16 protein-coding genes are annotated in these 15,596 nt (G+C 66.9%); 9 read left to right on the plus strand and 7 right to left on the minus strand.

Annotation, left to right across the window (positions count from 1 at the left end; genetic code table 11):
- The first annotated feature begins 35 nt into the window (after window positions 1–35).
- The 6 genes from WM2015_RS01700 to WM2015_RS01725 all read left to right on the plus strand — a co-directional run bounded on the left by WM2015_RS01700 (window position 36) and on the right by WM2015_RS01725 (window position 4,870).
- Window positions 36–1,238: a class I SAM-dependent rRNA methyltransferase gene (locus WM2015_RS01700; protein ID WP_049724411.1), complete on the plus strand. Its 1,203-nt coding sequence runs from the start codon at window positions 36–38 to the stop codon at window positions 1,236–1,238.
- 14 nt (window positions 1,239–1,252) lie between these two features.
- The gene (gene lgt / locus WM2015_RS01705; protein ID WP_049724412.1) at window positions 1,253–2,107 is read left to right on the plus strand and encodes a prolipoprotein diacylglyceryl transferase; all 855 of its coding nucleotides are present in this window, start codon (window positions 1,253–1,255) and stop codon (window positions 2,105–2,107) included.
- A 1-nt stretch (window position 2,108) separates the two neighbouring features.
- Window positions 2,109–2,942 (plus strand): thymidylate synthase, encoded by an 834-nt coding sequence (locus WM2015_RS01710; protein WP_049724413.1) that lies wholly within the window; start codon window positions 2,109–2,111, stop codon window positions 2,940–2,942.
- Window positions 2,943–2,951: 9 nt separating this feature from the next.
- Window positions 2,952–3,470: a dihydrofolate reductase gene (locus tag WM2015_RS01715; RefSeq protein WP_049724414.1), complete on the plus strand. Its 519-nt coding sequence runs from the start codon at window positions 2,952–2,954 to the stop codon at window positions 3,468–3,470.
- 66 nt (window positions 3,471–3,536) lie between these two features.
- Window positions 3,537–4,367, plus strand: a complete 831-nt coding sequence (locus tag WM2015_RS01720) for a symmetrical bis(5'-nucleosyl)-tetraphosphatase (protein ID WP_049724415.1) — start codon at window positions 3,537–3,539, stop codon at window positions 4,365–4,367.
- 50 nt (window positions 4,368–4,417) lie between these two features.
- Window positions 4,418–4,870: a universal stress protein gene (locus WM2015_RS01725; RefSeq protein WP_049724416.1), complete on the plus strand. Its 453-nt coding sequence runs from the start codon at window positions 4,418–4,420 to the stop codon at window positions 4,868–4,870.
- A 39-nt stretch (window positions 4,871–4,909) separates the two neighbouring features.
- Here the strand turns inward: WM2015_RS01725 and aroE are convergent, their stop codons facing one another.
- The 3 genes from aroE to mnmC1 all read right to left on the minus strand — a co-directional run bounded on the left by aroE (window position 4,910) and on the right by mnmC1 (window position 8,661).
- A complete protein-coding gene (gene aroE / locus WM2015_RS01730) occupies window positions 4,910–5,728 on the minus strand; it encodes a shikimate dehydrogenase (RefSeq protein ID WP_049724417.1) in 819 nt (272 codons plus the stop codon).
- 18 nt (window positions 5,729–5,746) lie between these two features.
- The gene (gene hemB, locus WM2015_RS01735) at window positions 5,747–6,736 is read right to left on the minus strand and encodes a porphobilinogen synthase (RefSeq protein ID WP_049724418.1); all 990 of its coding nucleotides are present in this window, start codon (window positions 6,734–6,736) and stop codon (window positions 5,747–5,749) included.
- Window positions 6,737–6,807: 71 nt separating this feature from the next.
- The gene (gene mnmC1, locus WM2015_RS01740) at window positions 6,808–8,661 is read right to left on the minus strand and encodes an FAD-dependent 5-carboxymethylaminomethyl-2-thiouridine(34) oxidoreductase MnmC1 (RefSeq protein WP_049724419.1); all 1,854 of its coding nucleotides are present in this window, start codon (window positions 8,659–8,661) and stop codon (window positions 6,808–6,810) included.
- Between the two features lie 129 nt (window positions 8,662–8,790).
- Here mnmC1 and WM2015_RS01745 point away from each other — a divergent pair, with 129 nt between their 5' ends.
- From WM2015_RS01745 to gcvH, 3 genes are all read left to right on the plus strand, one after another.
- Complete coding sequence (locus WM2015_RS01745) at window positions 8,791–9,219, plus strand: MerC domain-containing protein (protein WP_049724420.1); 429 nt, start codon at window positions 8,791–8,793, stop codon at window positions 9,217–9,219.
- 67 nt (window positions 9,220–9,286) lie between these two features.
- Complete coding sequence (locus WM2015_RS01750) at window positions 9,287–9,589, plus strand: Mpo1-like protein (RefSeq protein ID WP_049724421.1); 303 nt, start codon at window positions 9,287–9,289, stop codon at window positions 9,587–9,589.
- A gap of 75 nt (window positions 9,590–9,664) precedes the next feature.
- Complete coding sequence (gcvH, locus tag WM2015_RS01755; protein WP_049724422.1) at window positions 9,665–10,051, plus strand: glycine cleavage system protein GcvH; 387 nt, start codon at window positions 9,665–9,667, stop codon at window positions 10,049–10,051.
- A 42-nt stretch (window positions 10,052–10,093) separates the two neighbouring features.
- On the opposite strand, the gene nfi is transcribed toward gcvH, so the two are convergent.
- From nfi to groL, 4 genes are all read right to left on the minus strand, one after another.
- Window positions 10,094–10,747 (minus strand): deoxyribonuclease V, encoded by a 654-nt coding sequence (gene nfi, locus WM2015_RS01760; protein ID WP_211260949.1) that lies wholly within the window; start codon window positions 10,745–10,747, stop codon window positions 10,094–10,096.
- A 13-nt stretch (window positions 10,748–10,760) separates the two neighbouring features.
- Complete coding sequence (locus tag WM2015_RS01765; RefSeq protein WP_049724424.1) at window positions 10,761–11,213, minus strand: Mpo1 family 2-hydroxy fatty acid dioxygenase; 453 nt, start codon at window positions 11,211–11,213, stop codon at window positions 10,761–10,763.
- Window positions 11,214–11,265: 52 nt separating this feature from the next.
- Complete coding sequence (glnE, locus tag WM2015_RS01770) at window positions 11,266–13,809, minus strand: bifunctional [glutamate--ammonia ligase]-adenylyl-L-tyrosine phosphorylase/[glutamate--ammonia-ligase] adenylyltransferase (RefSeq protein WP_049724425.1); 2,544 nt, start codon at window positions 13,807–13,809, stop codon at window positions 11,266–11,268.
- Window positions 13,810–13,930: 121 nt separating this feature from the next.
- Window positions 13,931–15,577, minus strand: a complete 1,647-nt coding sequence (gene groL, locus WM2015_RS01775) for a chaperonin GroEL (RefSeq protein ID WP_049724426.1) — start codon at window positions 15,575–15,577, stop codon at window positions 13,931–13,933.
- Window positions 15,578–15,596: the final 19 nt, after the last annotated feature.

Here is a 15,596-nt window from a genome sequence, read left to right on the forward strand (position 1 = left end):
TCATGAACATTTTAGCCCCTTTCTCGACGAATCTCATGGAACCCATCAAGGCGTTGGTGCTCAAGCGCAACGAAGAGCGCCGTCTGCGCGCTGGTCACCTCTGGATCTTCAGCAACGAAGTCGACACCCAGGCCTCGCCGCTGACCGCTTTCCAGCCTGGCGAGCGGACGGATGTGGTCGACTCCCGCGGCAAGGCCCTGGGGACCGTGCTGGTCAATCCGCACTCCCTGATCTGTGCCCGGCTGATCTCCCGCCGGCCCGGTTGTGATCCCTCCGTGGCCTGGTTCCGGCGTCGCCTCGACGCGGCCTTGGCGCTGCGCCAGCGGGCGGTGGACGGCGACTGCTATCGGCTCGTGCACGGCGAGGCCGATGGCCTGCCCGGCCTGATCGTGGACCGCTTCGGCGACGTGCTGGTCGGTCAGCTCAATACCGCCGGGATGGACCGGTTGCGCTCGCGCATCGAGGAAGCGTTGATGGAACGGCTGTCGCCGACGGGCATTCTCTGGCGAAACGATTCGCGCGTGCGGGAACTCGAAGGGCTGGCGCGGGAGGTGGTGAGCGGACCGGGCCGGATCCCGGACCGGATCGAAGTCCGGGAGGCGGGTCTGCGTTTCGGTCTGGAGCTCGCGGGCGGACAGAAGACCGGCTGGTACTTCGATCAGCAGGCCAATCGTGCCCGGGTCGCGCCCTTGCTGGGGCGTTGCGAGCGCGTGCTGGATCTCTATTCCTACCATGGCGCCTGGGGCCTAGTGGCAGCCGCCAATGGTGCTCGGCAGGTGGAGTGCATCGATTCGTCCGCGCCAGCGATCGCGGCGGTGCAGGCCAACGCCGAGGCCAACGGTCTATCGGATCGCGTTTCGGCCCTGCAGGGGGATGCGGAGAAGATCATGGACGCCTGCCTGGCCGAAAAGCGTCGCTTCGACGCGGTGATTGTCGATCCGCCGGCCTTCGCCCCGCGGGCCCGCGACGTCAAGCCCGCCCTGAAGGCCTACCGGCGCCTGAACGAGAAGGCCATGCGCCTGGTCGAACCCGGCGGCCTGCTGATCAGCATGAGCTGCTCGGCCCATGTGCAGGAAGACCGATATGAGGCTATCCTGCTGCAGGCAGCCCGGCACATCGATCGGGAGCTTCAGGTGCTGATGCGCCTGGAACAGGGTCCGGATCATCCGGTTCATCCGGCGATTGCCGAGACCCGTTACCTGAAAGGTCGTGCAGTCCGCGTCCTGCCCAGCTTCTGAATCCGGCGAGCCCTATGCAAAGCGAGTTCTTTTTCCACAACCTCGACCCGGTGGCGCTGAACATCGGTGGCTTCGGCATCTACTGGTACAGCCTCATGTACCTGGTCGCCTTCGGGCAGTTCTGGCTGCTCGGACGTGTTCGCGCTCGTCGCGCGGATACGCCATTGAACCAGGAGCAGGTCGGCGACCTGCTGTTCTGGGGGGTGATCGGCGTGATTGCCGGCGGCCGCATCGGCTACGTGCTCTTCTATGCCCTGGGTGACCTGCTCGCCGATCCGCTGCTCCTGTTCCGGATTCGCGATGGCGGCATGAGCTTCCATGGCGGCCTGATCGGCGTGCTCGTGGCGATGGCGCTGTACGGTCGCTCCCTGGGCTGTGGATTTCTGCGCCTGGGCGATTTCGTCGCGCCCCTGATCCCGCTCGGGCTCGCGGCCGGCCGCCTCGGCAACTTCATCGGCGGGGAGCTCTGGGGGCGACTGAGCCAGGCGCCCTGGGCCGTGATCTTCCCCAATTCGATCGAAGGCGGCGGGCCGGGCAGCGGCACGCTGCTCCAGCAGTACCAGGCCGGCCAGCTGGATGCCTTCGCCCGGCACCCCTCGCAGCTCTACCAGGCCCTGCTCGAAGGCGTGGCCCTGTTCGTCCTGCTCTGGATCTATTCCCGGCGCGAGCGCCCGGTCGGTGCCGTTGGCGGTGCCTTCCTGCTGGGCTATGGCGTGTTCCGCTTCATCGCCGAATTCTTCCGCGAGCCGGATGCCCATCTGGGCTTCGTCGCCCTGGACTGGATGACCATGGGCCAGATCCTGTCGCTGCCGATGGTGCTGATCGGAATCGCGCTGCTGGTCTGGGCCTACCGCAGGAAAGGTGCCTGAGATGGAGAGCTACCACGATCTGCTGCGCAGGATCCGCGATCATGGTGCCCGCAAGAGCGATCGCACGGGCACCGGCACCCTGAGCATCTTCGGCCATCAGCTGCGCTTCGACCTGAACGACGGCTTTCCGATGGTCACGACCAAGAAGCTGCACTGGAAGTCCATCGTTCACGAATTGCTGTGGTTCATCAAGGGCGACACCAACGTCCGGTACCTGCAGGACAACGGTGTGTCGATCTGGAACGAGTGGGCGGACGAGACCGGCAGCCTGGGCCCCGTCTACGGGGTGCAGTGGCGGTCCTGGCCCGACCCGAGGGGCGGCGAGATCGACCAGCTCCAGCGAACCATCGACCGCATTCGGCAGCGACCCGATTCTCGCCGCCACATCGTTTCGGCCTGGAACCCCGCCGATCTGCCCGACGAGAACCTGTCCCCGCAGGAGAACGTGCGCGAAGGCCGCATGGCCCTGGCGGCCTGCCACTGCCTGTTCCAGTTCTATGTGGCCGACGGTCGATTGAGCTGCCAGCTCTACCAGCGCTCGGCCGACGTCTTCCTCGGCGTGCCTTTCAACATCGCCAGCTACTCCCTGCTGACCCTGATGATCGCCCAGATCACGGGGCTGAAGCCGGGCGAGTTCATCCACAGCTTCGGCGACGCCCACCTGTACCTGAATCACCTCGACCAGGTCGAGGAGCAGTTGAGCCGCGACCACTTCCCCCTGCCGACGGTGCGGATCAATCCCGAGCGCCGGCACATCGACGACTTCGTGTTCGAGGACTTCGAGCTGCTGGGCTACCAGGCTCATCCGGCCATCCGGGCGCCCATCGCGATCTGAGGTCTGGACATGGAGAGCAAGCGCGGGCAGCAAGGTGGTCGAGTCGTGCTCGTGGCAGCCATGACCAGTAGCCGCATCATCGGTCGCGATGGCGGCATGCCCTGGCATCTGCCCGCCGATCTCGAGCACTTCAAGGCGGTGACGATGGGGCACCCCGTGATCATGGGTCGACGGACCTTCGAGTCGATCGGGCGGGCCCTGCCGGGGCGCCTGAATGTCGTTGTCTCCAGAGGCCGGCCGGACCTGCCCGAAGGCGTGGTGCTGGCCGCATCCCTCGACCAGGCCCTGGCGACGGTTTCCGATGCCGCGGAGGTGATGATCATCGGCGGTGGCGAGATCTATCGGCAGGCGCTCGGCCTGGCCGAGCGTCTCGAACTGACCCTGATCGGGGCCGACATCGAAGGCGATACTCGCTTCCCTGCCTTCGCGCTGGCTGAATGGCGACTGGTCCGGATGACCGCGCGGCCGGCCGATGCGGCCAATGCCCACCCGCTGCGTTTCGTGTCCCTCGAGCGGATCCGGTCCTGACGTGCTTGCTGCCTTCGACGCTCAGGCTGGCACGGCAGCCACGGCCCCTGATTACAATGCGCGCCGATGAAACGACAGATCTTCATCGGTGATGTGCAGGGCTGTGCCGGCCCCCTGGAGCGCCTCCTGGATCGCCTGGACTTCGACCCCGCACGCGACCGTCTGCGCTTCGCCGGTGATCTGGTCAATCGCGGCGGTGATTCCCTGGCCACCCTGCGCCTGATCCGCTCGCTCGGGAAGTCGGCGATGAGCGTGCTGGGCAATCATGATCTGCACCTGCTGGCCTATGCCCATCACCATCCGCGAGTGCGCAAGCACAACAAGGAGTTCGAAGCCATCATGGCCGCCGAGGATGGGCCGGAGCTGCTGGCCTGGCTGGCGCGCCAGCCGATGTTCTGGAAGCACGATCGGCGCCGACTGGCCCTGGTCCATGCCGGCGTCGATCCGCGCTGGGGCCCCGAGGCCACCGCGCGCCGGGCGGCCGAGGTCGAGCATGCCCTGAAGCGTGATCCGGAACGCTTCTTCGCGCACATGTACGGCGACCGTCCGCGGCGCTGGAAGCCCGGCCGCTCTCCGCTGGCCAACCTGCGCTGCATCACCAACGTCATGACCCGGATGCGGTTCTGCGATCCGAAGGGGCGGCTGAATTTCGGCGCCAAGGGCAGCATCAAGCAGGCACCCAAGGGCTGCCGCCCCTGGTTCGATTTCCTGCACAGGGACTGGCAGGGCTGGACTCTCGTGTTCGGTCACTGGTCCATGCTGGGCCTGTTCCAGAACGAACAGGTCATCGGTCTGGATTCGGGTTGCGTCTGGGGTGGTGCCCTGACCGCCCTGGTCATCGATGACGAGGTGCCCGTCTCCGAGCGGCGACTGGTGTCGATCGGCTGCGGCTGCTGAGCCGTGCTACTGCTGAGCGCGGCCGTCTGTGGCACACTCGATGCGGGTTGATGCAAGAGGTGATCCTGATGAAGGACTTTGAAGAGGTGGTTGTCGCCGTCGATGGGTCGGATGCCTCGATTCGGGCGGCACGCGTTGCGCTGCGTCTGGCGCGGGATCTGGACGCGCCGCTCGTCCTGCTGCACGTCTTCCCGATGATGAGCGATGACATCGCCGGCGCGCTGGGCCTGAGCGAGGAGGAACTGCTCGAAATCCGGGACCGTTCGGCGAGGCAGGCGTTTTCCGATGTGCGCAAGGAACTGGGCGAGGCCGAGGTCGAGATTCGTGAAGAGGCGCGCATCGGAGACGTCGGCGAGGAAATCATCGACTACCTGGGTGACGCGCCCGACCGAATGCTGGTCATGGGGCGCCGCGGTCAGAACGCCATGAGCGCCCTGTTGCTGGGCAGCGTTTCGGACAAGGTGATCCGACACAGCCGTTCGCCGGTGACGGTGGTCGGCTGACCTCGCTCCGCGCGGCCCCGCCCGAGCCCCGGCTCCGGTCTATTGCGGACCGGCTTCGCGGAGCGCCGTCAGGGTCGCGTCCATGTCCGGCCGTCGGCCGGTCCAGATCTCGAAGGCCAGCGCCGCCTGGCCGACCAGCATGCCGAGCCCGTCGTGGCAGGTCAGCGCATGGCTTCGTGCCCAGCGCTCGAGCAGGCCATGGGCCGGCCCGTAATTCAGGTCGTAGATGACGCCATGCTCGGCCAGCCAGTCAGGGCGGATGATCGGCAATCCGCCTTGATGTCCAAGGCTGGTGGCCTGGATCAACAGATCGAAGCTGCCGGCCGTGGCGTCATGATCCAGGGCCGCGCCACGAACCGAGCCCAGATGCGCGAAGCGCTCGGCCATGGCCACGGCGCGCTCCGGGCTTCGATTGAGGATCAGTATCTCGGCGGGCTTGCGGCGAAGCAGCGGGCCGAGGATGCCGGCGGCGGCGCCACCGGCCCCGAGCATCAGCACGCGCTTGCCGCGCAAGTCCAGGCCCAGGCGATCGAAGTCGGCCAGCAGGCCGGGGCCATCGGTGTTGAAGCCGGCCCAGCCGCCGTCCTCGAAACTCAGCGTGTTGACCGCGCGTGCCTGGCGGGCGGCGGCGTCGATGCGCTGACAAAGACGCAAGCCGGCGCTCTTCAGCGGGACCGTCAGATTGACACCCCGGCCTCCGGCCTCGACGAAGGCGCGCAGTCGTTCGGGCAGTTCCTCGGGCCCCGTGCGCAGGCGCTGGTAGTCCAGTTCGATACCGAACTGACGACCGAAGTGACGGTGGATCTGCGGTGACAGACTGTGCTCGACCGGGTCGCCGAGAACGGCCAGTTTCAGCATGGCTTCGATGCGGCCCGATCAGCTGCGGAGGCGGCGCGCGATGTCGATCGCGGCATAGCTGAGAATTGCATCCGCCCCGGCCCGTTTGATCGAAAGCAGGGCCTCCATCATCACCTTGTCGCCATCGAGCCAGCCATTGGCGGCGGCCGCGTGCAGCATGGCGTACTCGCCGGAGACCTGGTAGGCCAGGGTCGGGCGCTGGAAGCGATCCTTGACCCGCCGGAGGATGTCCAGATAGGGCATGGCCGGCTTGACCATCACCATGTCGGCGCCCTCGTCCAGGTCCAGGGCCACCTCGTGCAGGGCTTCGTCGCTGTTGCCGGGGTCCATCTGGAAACTCTCCTTGCCGGACTTGCCCAGACTGGCGGCCGAACCCACGGCGTCGCGGAACGGACCATAGAAGGCCGAAGCGTACTTGGCCGAGTAGGCCAGGATGCTGACCCGGCTGAAGCCTTCCTCCTCGAGCGCTCGGCGAATGGCGCCGACCCGGCCGTCCATCATGTCCGAAGGCGCGACCACGTCCGCGCCGGCGCGGGCATGGCTCAGGGCCTGGCGCACCAGCACGTCGACGGTCTCGTCATTGAGCACGTAGCCGTCTTCGTCGACCAGGCCGTCGAGGCCGTGGCTGGTGAAGGGGTCGAGGGCGACATCGGTGATGATGCCGAGCTCCGGGAAGCGCTCCTTGAGCTGGCTGACCCGGGTCTGGACCAGGGCATCGTGCTGCCAGGCCTCCTTGGCTTCTTCGGACTTGCGTTCGGCCGGGACGACGGGAAACAGGGCCAGCGCCGGAATGCCCAGTTCCAGGCACAACTCGGCGGTCTCGAACAGGGGGTCGCGGCCCAGGCGCTCGATGCCGGGCATGGAGGCGATCGGCTCGCGATCCTGCTCGGACTCGAGAATGAAGACCGGGTAGATCAGGTCGTCGGCGCTCAGACGGTGCTCGCGCACGAGCCGGCGGGAAAAATCGTTGGCGCGCAAACGGCGCGGGCGCTGCAAGGGGAAAGCCACGGCCTGGCCTCTGCTTGAACCGGTTCCGAAGTATAGCGCCTGCGCGACCTGCGGGAGGCCAGGCCGCGGCTTCAGGGCTGCCAGTCCGGCTGGCGCCGGCGCTGTCGCAGCACGAAGCGTTCCGGGGCCAGGGCGTCGACCAGCTCGGGCTCGACGCTGGGCATCTCTCGGGACAGCCCGGCGGCCAGAAGATCGGCGACCAGCGGGGTGTGCGTCAGTCCGCGTGAGCCGTGGCCGAGATTGAGATACACGCCGTCGACGTGGCCATGTGGACTGGACCCGGGGTCGGGCAGGGCGCCGGCCTGGGGCAGGAAGTCCGGGCTCTGGCAGCGAACCGCGACCCGCTGGCCGATGACTTCGATGGCCTCGCCACCCAGGGCCTGCCAGTGGTCGGGCAGGAAGGCTCGGAGCTGTTCCAGATTCGCTCGATCATCGCCCGGGTCCAGACCATGATCGGGACGATTCAGATCGAAGGTCGCGCCCACGCAATGCCGCCCATCGAGGGCGGGGGTCAGATAGCCGCCATGGCAGATGGCGCGTTGCCAGTCGCGGCTGGCGAGGCTCGCGGCCACTTCGCTGACCTGGCCCCGGATGCGCTTGATGAACAACCAGTCCAGGCCCGGAAGCTCGGCGGTGGCATGGGCCAGGCAGAGGACCAGGGCATCGGCATCGAGTCGTCGTCCATCGGCGAGCAGTGCCCTGGGCCCGCCGTCGAAGCCCCGCAGTTCGGCGCGCTCGAACTCGATGGCCGGATGATCGAGCAGGGCCTGGCACCAGTGCGGTGGGCTGAGGTAGCCGCCACCGTGCAGCAGGAAGCGATCCTGGCCGGTGGCCTCGAGCATCTCCGGCGGCCAGGCGCCGGAGTCGATCGCCGCTTCGAGCTTCCGGCGATGCCGGTCGGAGGTGGCGATCTGCAGGACGCCGTTGAGACGACCCTGGTCGATACCGGCGGGGAAGCCCAGGCCTCGGAACCAGCTTCCGGCCCGCACGAATGCCGTCTGGTAGAAGCGATTCTGGGCGGTCAGATGGGGACTGGGCGTGGTGTAGAGCACGCCGGCGCGATTGCCCGAGGCGCCGTTGGCCGGACCCGAGCGATCGATGACGCGGACGCGCCAGCCGCGCTCGGCCAGGGCCCGTGCCGTCGTCGCGCCGGCCAGGCCGGCGCCGGCCACCAGGGCCTCGCCCCGGTAAAGATGACGAGCCTGCCAGCGGCCCGGCCAGCGTCCGAGCAGGCGATGGCGCTTGCCGGCGAAGCCCGCCACCCGTTCGACCTCGAAGCCGGCTTCGGCCAGCCCGCGGCGAACCTGGCCGGCGGCGGTAAAGGTGCCGAAGCTGGCGCCTGGCCTGGAGCATCGGGCCAGCGCCCGGAACAGCCCGCTCGTCCACATGGCGGGATTTCGGGACGGGGCAAAGCCATCGAGGAACCAGGCGTCGACCTCCATCCGTGCCTGGCTCCAGGTCGATTCGGCCTCGCCGTACATCAGGATCAGCTCCACGCGTTCATGCAGGGCGAGGCGGTGATAGCCGGGGACGGGCGGAGGATGGAATTCCAGCAGTCGCTTCGTCAGGCCGCCGAGCTCGGGCCAGGCGCTCAGGCTGCGATCGAGAGCGCTCTGGCGAAGCGGGTGCTTCTCGACCGAGAAGATCTGCAAGCGCGCATCCGGCGGGGCGTGCTCGAGAAAGCAGCGGGCCGCCAGCAGGCAGTTCAGGCCGGTGCCGAAGCCCGTCTCGCCGATGACGAAGGCCGCCATCCGGGGCAGTCGGGCAAAGCGTTCGGCCAGCTGGTTGGCCTGGATGAAGACCTCCAGGCTCTCCCGGAGGCCCTGTTCGGGCATGAAGTAGCCGTCGTCGAACTGGCTGGAGTGCGGCGTCTGACCCTGAAAGTCGATCTCGGCCGGGCGAATGGGCTGGGCGGTCGGTTTCAAGGTGCTGGGTCCGGTCGAAGGGGGCGTTGACGAGTCGTTCGGCTGCCTGCAGCCTAGCCGATCCGGTCCTTCACTTTCTCGGTGGGGGTAAATGTTATATCATACGCTTCCGAATGCCGAGACCCTGCCATGGCCGCCGTCTTCAAGCCGAATCCACCGAACACTGACGCCGGGTCCGCCCTGGACCGCGCCGGGATCTGTGTATCCGCGGTCTGCCTGGTCCAGTGTCTGCTGCTGCCGGTGCTGGTGCTGGTCTCGCCCCTCGGTTCCCTGGGCTTTTTCGGCGAAGAAGCCTTTCACTGGCTGCTCTGGTTCCTGATCCTGCCGATCAGCATGGCGGCCTTCGGCCTCGGATTCCGCCAGCACGGCAACCGCCGCATGCTGGTGCTGGGCGGGCTGGGCCTGGCCCTGGTGAGCTTCTCCACCTTCTTCGGGCATGAGCTCCTCGGCACCCTCGGCACGGCCCTGGTGACCTCTCTGGGCGGAGGCCTGCTGATCACCGGACACTGGTTGAATCTGCGCCAGCGTCGGCGCTACTGTCTGCGCACCGGCGACTGAATTCCGGCACCATGGGCGACGTGGTATCGTCCCGCTCAGCCGATTCGATCGCCCACGGAGCCTGTTCATGGCCACGCAGTTTTCGAGCTTCCGCGAGTTCTATCCCTACTACCTTGACGAGCACCGCGACCGTCGCTGTCGGCGCCTGCATTTCATCGGTTCCTGGCTGGTGCTGATTGCCCTGATCCTGGGCCTGACCGTGTCACCCTGGTGGCTGATCGTCATGCCCCTGGTCGGCTATGGCTTTGCCTGGATCGGGCATTTCGTCTTTGAAAAGAACCGTCCGGCGACCTTCAAACATCCCTTCTACAGCCTGCTGGGTGATTGGGTGATGTTCGCCGACATCCTGCGCGGCCGGATCAGCATTTGATCCGCCCTCGTCCCCTGGCGGGCGAATATTGCTAGAATCGCCTCCGTCGTCCCTCATCCGAGTCCAGGAAGCATCATGAGCGAGATTCCGTCCGAGCTGCGTTACAGCGAAAGTCACGAGTGGATCAGCCAGGAAGACGAAGGCGTGGTCCGCGTCGGTATCACCGACCATGCCCAGGCCCAGCTCGGCGATCTGGTCTTCGTCGAACTGCCCGAGCCGGGCACGACCTTCGCCCAGGGCGATGCCTGCGCGGTGGTCGAATCGGTCAAGGCCGCTTCCGACATCTACTGCCCCGTGTCCGGCGAGATCGTGGAGGTCAACGAGAGCTTGATCGACAGCCCGGAAACGGTCAACAACGACCCGTACTCCGACGGCTGGCTGTTCAGCGTCAAGCTGGAAGACGCGGATGAACTCGAAGGCCTGATGGACCACGAGGCCTACCAGGAACACATCGACGAGTAATCCCTGGTGGGCCCCCTGGCCCATTAGCGGGCCGCATGGCCACTAGTACGCCCCGGCCAGGCGATCGGCCTGCCGGATCGGTTCCGGCAGCCGATAGCGGGGCGTGCAGGCCAGCACCAGTTCCACGGCCGTTTCCAGGCTGACGCGATGCCCGACCGAGACGAACACCGGTCGGACCCCGTCGCGCGTCCTGAGCACCTGACCGATCACTTCCTCGCCGTCGATCAGTGGCTGGCACGATCCTTTCCCCGAGTCCGGCGCGTCGAAGCGACCGCACAATCGCGACTTGCCGACCCCGATGGTGGCCAGGCCCGTGGCCACGCCCAGGTGACAGGCGATGCCGAGTCTTCGCGGGTGAGCGCGACCCTGGCCGTCGCAGAGGACCAGGTCCGGGGTGGCCGAGAGTCCGTCCAGGGCTTTCCGGATGGCCGGCAGCTCCCGGAAGGACAGAAAGCCCGGGATGTAGGGCAGGGTCGTAGCTTGCTCGACCACCGCCTGCTCGAGTGGCTCCAGCTCCGGGAAACTCAGCAGCACGGCCGCTGCCCGGGTGACGCGGCCGCGTTCGGGAAAGGCGGCGTCCACGCCGGCGACCGTACGGAGCGGCTGCGGCAGCTGATCCTGCTCGATGACCTTGTCAGCCAGCCGGCGCTGCTGGTCGGCCCATTCCCGGGTCAGGCTTGCCCCTTCGGGCGCCACGCCATCCAGTCCGTCAGTAGGACCAGCCCATCCGCCGGTAGACGAAGGCCATCAGCCACGCGGGTCCGATCAGCAGGAAGACCAGGTCCTTGAAGAAGGACGGTTTCTTGCCCTCGATCCTGTGGCCGATGAACTGGCCGATCCAGGCCACGACGAAGACGGTCAGGGCGATCTGCCAGAGGGGAAAGGGAACGTGTCGTTCGACCAGGACGCACAGGCCCAGCGAGGCCAGCATGAACAGGCCGATGCCGATCGACAGCCGGGGCGAGAGACTCAGGTAGTAGAGTTGCACGGCGATCGCCGTGACCACCGCCCAGTTCAGCCACTCGATCGGTGACGGGATCGACCAGATGAGCGCGATCACGGTCCAGAAGATGGCCGGGACGCAGATCCAGTGAATGGTCTTGTTGGTCGGGTTCCGATGGCTTTCGCCGTACTCATCGAGCCAGCTTTGGACGCTTCGCATGGTGAACCACCTGGTGGACAGAATCGGCTTGCAGTCCTCCGATGATAGCGGATCAACCGGACAGGTCAAAGACGGACCGGAAGGCGTCCTGCACGCGTCCGATCAGCTCCGCTTCCGCCTGGCCCTCGCCATCGCGCTCGAGCCACTGCCGATGGCGAAACCCGAGCAGGCTGGACCAGTCCTCGATCAAGGGGGCCGCCCTGCCCGGCTCCAGCCAGCCGATGGCGCCGAGGGCCTCCAGCAGCTGGTCGGGCCGGCGCCGAATGATCAGGTCCGGATGGTCGTGCGCCGAGCACAGCAGGCCGCACTCGGCGATGAACTGGAGATCGGTCAGCAGGCCCTTGACGGTGCTCTCGGGTCGTTCGGCCCGCTGTCGCTGTCGCATCTCGCCGAGCGCCTGGCGGACCTCGCTGGCCTCCCGCGCCTGGGTCAGGACTCGGGCGCGGGCCTGGTCGAAGCCCTCCCTGAGCTCCGGATTGCCGGCGACCCAGCGCGCCCGAATCAGGGCCTGGTGTTCCCAGGTCCAGGCCTGGCTGGCCTGATAGTCCGCAAAGCGGTCCAGGCGAGAGACCAGCAGGCCCGAGCGGCCGTTGGGCCGCAGCCGCGTATCGATTTCGAACAGACGCCCCCCGGGCAGGGGTAGCTGCATGAAGCTGATCAGTCGCTGGGCCGTGCGCACCGGGGCCGGCCCCTCGCCGTGCAGGAAGACCAGATCGAGGTCGGATTCGAAGTGCAACAGGCCCGCGCCCAGATTGCCGTAGGCGATCACGGCCAGGTCGACTTCCCGCTCGCGGATCAGTGCGAGGACGAGATTCACCGCGGTCTCGGCCACCGAGGCCAGCTGGGCCGCCGCCTCGACAGCGCTCAGCTGGCCGTCGAGCTCGGCCAGGGCGGTGCGCAGGAATCCGGCCTGGCGCCAGCGCCCGAGTGCGTGCAGGCTGGCTTCCGTGTCGTTCGGGTCGGCTCGCGGAGGGTCCGGCGGTTCACTGCCGTGGATCGGATCGAGGAGGTCATCGAGCAGCTGCGGTGCCGCGATGATCCATTCGGCCAGACGCGGGCTGGAGCGAAAGACGCGGACCAGGCGCTCGAGCGTGGCCGGGCGCTCGTGGAGCAGGGCCAGGTAGGCCGAGCGACGACTGATCTGCTCGATCAGGCGCAACAGCTCGGCCAGACCCATGTCCGGGTTCGGGTGCTTGACCACCTCGTCGAGCAGCTCGGGCATCAAGCGTTCCAGACGCCGCCGCCCCTCGGCGCTCAAGGCGCGGCTGGCGGTTCGTCGATGCAGGTTCTGCAGGGCCTCGGCGATCGGGGCCGGGGCTTCGAAGCCCGCCTGCTCGAGGGTGTCGGTCAGATGCTCGTCGGGTGGCCAGAGGCCCGACGGGTGGACCCGATCCGAATGCGGGTCCTTGAAGCGCTTGCTGAAATGCTGTCGGACGCGCTCGCGTTGCCGATCGATCCGCTGACTCAGCGCGCCCCAGTCGGTTTCGCCCATCAGTCGGGCCAGGCGCTCGCGATCCTCGCTCTGCTCGGGCAGATGATGCCCCTGTCGGCCGGTCATGGCCTGCAGGCGATTCTCGAGGATGCGCAGGAATCGGTAGGCGTCCGCCAGTTCACGGGCCTCGCCATCGGTCACGATATCCAGGCGTCGGCAGGCTCGCAGTGCCGGTAGAAAGCCCGGGACGCGCAGCTCGGCTTCGCGGCCCCCGCGCAGGATCTGCTGGCTCTGGATCAGGAATTCCAGCTCGCGGATGCCGCCTGGCCCGCGCTTGATGTCGTCGCGCTGACTGTCGGCGCGGCTCTTGGCGTCGATCTGTGCGTGCAGCTCGCGCAGGCTGTCGAAGATGCCGTAGTCGAGGTAGCGGCGAAACACGAAGGGCTGCAGTGCCTCGATCAGCGCCCGCCCGGTGGCCAGATCGCCCGCCACCGCATCGGCCTTGAGCCAGGCATAGCGTTCCCAGGCGCGTCCTTCGTTGAGGAAATACTGCTCCATGGCGCCCAGGGACCAGACCAGGGCGCCGGAGTCGCCGAAGGGCCGCAGGCGCGTGTCGACGACCCAGACCCGGCCATCGGCGGTCACGGCATCGAGCAGGCGGATCAGCTCCAGCGCCAGCTTCTTCAGGTAGGCCGCCGAGTCCAGCCGTCTTCGACCGTCACTCTGTCCGCGCGCGCGGTGGACGAAGACCAGGTCGATGTCGGAGTTGAAGTTCAGCTCGTTGCCGCCGAGCTTGCCCATGCCGATCACGGCCAGGCCGATGGCTTCGCCGTTGCTGTCGAGCAGCTGCCCGTGATCGGCCTCGATGCGCGCACGGGCCACCGTCAGGGCCAGCTCGATGCACTCCCGGGCCAGCGCCGAGATGGCGGCGCCGGTGTCCTCGATCGTGGCCAGGCCGGTCAGATCGCGCCATAGGATATGGATCGAGGCCTGCTGGCGAAAGCGGCGCAGGGTGCGTTCGGGCTCGGCGAGCAGGGACTCCGGTGCGGGCTTGGGTACGGGCTGTTCCGGGGGCGGCATCTCGGGCCAGCGCCGGACGGCTTCATCCACGAAGCGGCTCAGGTGCCGCAATTCCCCGGGCTGTAGTTCGATCGCATGGCTCATGTCCCGAGCTTAGCCGAGCGGGGTCGGGAAAGGTTGCCGGGTCAACAGAAAAGAAGAACCCCGGCCGGAGCCGGGGTTCTTCGGGTCTTGCCTGGCCTGGGAAGGCCGGAAAGCAGACGGCTTACATCATGCCGCCCATGCCTCCCATACCGCCCATGCCACCCATGTCCGGGGCGCCGCCTTCGTCCTTCTGCGGGAGTTCGGCGATGGCGCACTCGGTGGTGATCATCAGGCCGGCGACCGAGGAGGCGTTCTGCAGGGCAGAGCGGGTCACCTTGGTCGGGTCCAGGATGCCGGCTTCGATCATGTCGACGAACTCGCCGGTGGCGGCGTTGTAACCGAAGTTACCGGAGCCTTCTGCCACCTTGGCCAGGACGACCGACGGTTCGCCACCGGCGTTGGAGACGATCTTGCGCAGCGGCTCTTCCATCGCACGCATGGCGATCTTGATACCGACGTTCTGCTCTTCGTTGTCGCCCTTCAGGTCCTTGATGGCGTTCAGGGCACGAACCAGAGCGGTACCACCGCCCGGCACCACGCCTTCTTCGACGGCGGCACGGGTGGCGTGCAGCGCATCTTCGACGCGGGCCTTCTTCTCCTTCATTTCGACTTCGGTGGCTGCACCGACCTTGATCACGGCCACACCGCCGGCCAGCTTGGCCACGCGTTCCTGCAGCTTTTCGCGATCGTAGTCGGAGCTGGCGTCCTCGATCTGGGCGCGGATCTGACCGACCCGGCCTTCGATCGCGGCAGCGTCACCGGCGCCGTCGATGATGGTGGTGTTTTCCTTGGTGATCTGGATCTTCTTGGCCGAACCCAGCGCGTTGACGTCCGCCTTCTCCAGGCTCAGGCCGATTTCTTCGCTGATCACCTGACCGCCGGTCAGGATGGCCATGTCTTCCAGCATCGCCTTGCGACGGTCGCCGAAGCCCGGGGCCTTGACGGCCGCGACCTTGACGGTGCCACGCAGGTTGTTGACGACCAGGGTGGCCAGGGCTTCGCCTTCGATGTCCTCGGCCACGATCAGCAGACCACGGCCCGACTTGGCAGCGCCTTCCAGCACCGGCAGCAGGTCACGGACATTGGAGATCTTCTTGTCGTGGAGCAGGATGTACGGGTTTTCCAGCTCGACCTGCATGGTCTGCTGGTCGGTCACGAAGTAGGGCGACAGGTAGCCGCGGTCGAACTGCATGCCTTCGACGACGTCCAGTTCGTTGTCCAGGCTCTGGCCTTCTTCGACGGTGATGACGCCTTCCTTGCCGACCTTCGTCATGGCTTCGGCGATGATCTTGCCGATTTCTTCATCGCTGTTGGCCGAGATCGTGCCGACCTGGGCAATGGCCTTGTCGTCGGTGCACGGGGTCGACAGCTTCTTCAGCTCGGCGACGGCGGCCTTGACGGCCTTGTCCATGCCGCGCTTCAGGTCCATCGGGTTCATGCCGGCAGCGACGGACTTCAGGCCTTCGCGCAGCATGGCGCTGGCCAGGACGGTGGCGGTGGTGGTGCCGTCACCGGCGGCGTCGGAGGTCTGGGAAGCAACTTCCTTGACCATCTGTGCGCCCATGTTCTCGAACTTGTCTTCCAGTTCGATTTCCTTGGCCACGGACACACCGTCCTTGGTCACGGTCGGGGCGCCGAAGCTCTTCTCGAGCACGACGTTACGGCCCTTCGGGCCCAGGGTCACGCTGACCGCGCGGGCCAGGGTGTTCACGCCCTTCAGGATCTTGTTGCGGGCGTCTTCGGAAAAACGGACTTCCTTTGCACTCATTGCTGAAATTCCTCTAGTT

Source organism: Wenzhouxiangella marina, from assembly GCF_001187785.1.
GTDB classification, from domain to species: domain Bacteria; phylum Pseudomonadota; class Gammaproteobacteria; order Xanthomonadales; family Wenzhouxiangellaceae; genus Wenzhouxiangella; species Wenzhouxiangella marina.

Bases quoted from the DNA above. Each gene is read 5' to 3' on its own strand.
- WM2015_RS01715 (WP_049724414.1), top strand. From the start codon at position 2,952: ATGGAGAGCAAGCGCGGGCAGCAAGGTGGTCGAGTCGTGCTCGTGGCA.
- WM2015_RS01700 (WP_049724411.1), top strand. From the start codon at position 36: ATGGAACCCATCAAGGCGTTGGTGCTCAAGCGCAACGAAGAGCGCCGT.
- WM2015_RS01720 (WP_049724415.1), top strand. From the start codon at position 3,537: ATGAAACGACAGATCTTCATCGGTGATGTGCAGGGCTGTGCCGGCCCC.
- WM2015_RS01745 (WP_049724420.1), top strand. From the start codon at position 8,791: ATGGCCGCCGTCTTCAAGCCGAATCCACCGAACACTGACGCCGGGTCC.
- WM2015_RS01765 (WP_049724424.1), bottom strand. From the start codon at position 11,213: ATGCGAAGCGTCCAAAGCTGGCTCGATGAGTACGGCGAAAGCCATCGG.
- glnE (WP_049724425.1), bottom strand. From the start codon at position 13,809: ATGAGCCATGCGATCGAACTACAGCCCGGGGAATTGCGGCACCTGAGC.
- gcvH (WP_049724422.1), top strand. From the start codon at position 9,665: ATGAGCGAGATTCCGTCCGAGCTGCGTTACAGCGAAAGTCACGAGTGG.
- WM2015_RS01725 (WP_049724416.1), top strand. From the start codon at position 4,418: ATGCAAGAGGTGATCCTGATGAAGGACTTTGAAGAGGTGGTTGTCGCC.
- WM2015_RS01710 (WP_049724413.1), top strand. From the start codon at position 2,109: ATGGAGAGCTACCACGATCTGCTGCGCAGGATCCGCGATCATGGTGCC.
- aroE (WP_049724417.1), bottom strand. From the start codon at position 5,728: ATGCTGAAACTGGCCGTTCTCGGCGACCCGGTCGAGCACAGTCTGTCA.
- WM2015_RS01750 (WP_049724421.1), top strand. From the start codon at position 9,287: ATGGCCACGCAGTTTTCGAGCTTCCGCGAGTTCTATCCCTACTACCTT.
- groL (WP_049724426.1), bottom strand. From the start codon at position 15,577: ATGAGTGCAAAGGAAGTCCGTTTTTCCGAAGACGCCCGCAACAAGATC.
- lgt (WP_049724412.1), top strand. From the start codon at position 1,253: ATGCAAAGCGAGTTCTTTTTCCACAACCTCGACCCGGTGGCGCTGAAC.